The 1,821-nt window shown below is 76.1% G+C and carries 3 protein-coding genes; 1 reads left to right on the top strand and 2 read right to left on the bottom strand.

Annotated features, from left to right (window positions below; genetic code table 11):
• Positions 1–571 (top strand): SPOR domain-containing protein (locus AX737_RS07525; protein WP_197430487.1); only part of this gene is annotated, 571 nt, incomplete at its 5' end.
• Positions 572–708: 137 nt separating this feature from the next.
• Here the strand turns inward: AX737_RS07525 and AX737_RS07520 are convergent.
• Together AX737_RS07520 and AX737_RS07515 are read right to left on the bottom strand one after the other, a co-directional pair.
• Complete coding sequence (locus tag AX737_RS07520) at positions 709–1,482, bottom strand: DnaJ domain-containing protein (RefSeq protein WP_066920287.1); 774 nt, start codon at positions 1,480–1,482, stop codon at positions 709–711.
• A 9-nt stretch (positions 1,483–1,491) separates the two neighbouring features.
• A partial coding sequence (locus AX737_RS07515) for a hypothetical protein (RefSeq protein WP_245293407.1) occupies positions 1,492–1,821 on the bottom strand: 330 nt, incomplete at its 5' end.

Here is a 1,821-nt window from a genome sequence, read left to right as displayed (position 1 = left end):
CGCCGAGCGCGCCCGGCCGGCGGTCGTCGCCGACGGCGTCTCGCGCACCCGCACGCAGCTCGCCTCCGCCGACGACGAGGTCGAGACCACGGCGTCCACCGAGCCGATGGACATCACGCCGGGCCGCTCGACCGCGACGCCGGGCAGCGGCGGCTACGGGGCCCGCGCTCTGCCGAGGTCCGCCCAGGCCTACGCGGCGACCTCGGGTCAGAGCCCCTTCCCGGGCGGCTCCAAGTCCGACGCCCGCCTGGCCTCGGTCGAGGCGCCCGCCTCCCGCGCCGAGGCCCCGAAGCCGGTGCTGGCCAACGGCCCGAAGGTGACGCCGACCGCCTGGGTGATCCAGCTCGGCGCCATGGACGACGAGGGCAAGGCCCGGGCGATGCTGTCCGAGGCACGCGCGAAGATCGGCGGCACGCTCGCCAAGGCCGCGCCCTACACGGTGAAGGTCGAGCACGGCGGCGCCACGCTCTACCGCGCCCGCTTCTCGGGCTTCTCCGAGCAGGAATCCGCCCAGGACGCCTGCGCCGCGCTCAAGCGCGGCGGCTTCAGCTGCTTCGCCACCCGCAGCTGACCCGCTCCCCGCGGCGAGGCCGCGGCGCGCATCGCGAGACGACCCGCGGGCCCGGCGCCCGCGGCCGTGTGCCCGGTCGCGTACTGGCCGAGCGCCATCGAGACCTTGTGCAGATCCTCGACAACGCGCGTGGAGTATCAGCGATGTCGGTACGTCAGCCTGTCGCGGGCCGCGTTGATGCGGGCCGCCCGCTCGGCGCTTCCTCCCTGGTCGGGGTGGGCCGCCTTCATGAGGCGCCGGTGCGCCGCCCGGATCTCCTCCAGGGCCGCCCCGCGCTCAAGCCCCAGGACCTGGTACGCCTCCTGCTCCGTCATCGCCCCTGGCTGCGGCGGACGGCGCGGCCCCGGGTCGCGATCAGCCTCAGCGTCTACACGCCAGCCGGGACGCCGGCGGTCCAGATACGCGTCTAGCAGGCGGACGCCGTCCGGATCCTGCGCGGCGCAGGCGCGGCGCAGGCTCATCAGCTCCGGCAGCGCCAGCGCGTCGAGGTCGGTCCCCGCCCGGCGACCGCCGGCGACCTGCCCGCCCATCACCGTGCCGTCCGGGCCCAGCGCGACCTCGACGAGGCGCGAGCGGAAGCGGCGCGGGTCGGGCTCGGCCCCACGACGCCTGGACCCGCCCAGGCCCCCGAACAGAGCACCGAAGGGACCGGACGCGAGCCGGTCGGAGACGAGGCGCGCGAGGCGCTGGCCCACCCGTTCCGGCCCCTCCAGCAGCCAGACCCCCAGCAGCCCGAGGACGAGGGCCGGCCCAATCTGCCCGCGCAGCAGGAAGACGGCGGCAAGGCCCAGCATCCCCCAGGTCGCGGCGCGGCGGACGAGGCGGCCGGTGAGCCGCGGGTCGAGGCGGTTCCGGTTCTTCGAGAGCCACCAGAGGCCGAGGCAGGCCGCGAGGCCGAGGACGAGCAGCATCGCGTGGCCTCAGCGCCGCATGTCGTAATCGGCGCCGACCCGGCCGCCGATCCGGACCTTCACACCGTTGCCCAGATCGCGGAACCCCTCCGATCCGCGGGCCTGCGGCGCGGCCTGCCCGCAGCCCGGCCGAGGGGGCAGGCGCACGCCCTCGGGCGCGTCCTCCGGACAGAGGCGCGGCCGGGCGGGCTGCTCGGCCGCGGCGGCCGTGAGAGTCGCACAGAGAGTCAGAAGGAGCGATGCCAGGAGGGCGCAGGCAACGCGCGCTCTCCCTCCCCCCTCTGCGGGGGAGGGTGGCCCTTGCGTCAGCAAGGGTCGGGAGAGGGGACGACGTTTCAG

Source organism: Methylobacterium sp. CCH5-D2, assembly GCF_001556475.1.
GTDB classification, from domain to species: Bacteria; Pseudomonadota; Alphaproteobacteria; order Rhizobiales; family Beijerinckiaceae; genus Methylobacterium; species Methylobacterium hispanicum.
This window is presented reverse-complemented; position numbering and strand designations above follow the sequence as displayed.

Coding starts and splice junctions, on each gene's coding strand:
- AX737_RS07520 (WP_066920287.1), bottom strand. CDS start 1,482: ATGCTGCTCGTCCTCGGCCTCGCGGCCTGCCTCGGCCTCTGGTGGCTC.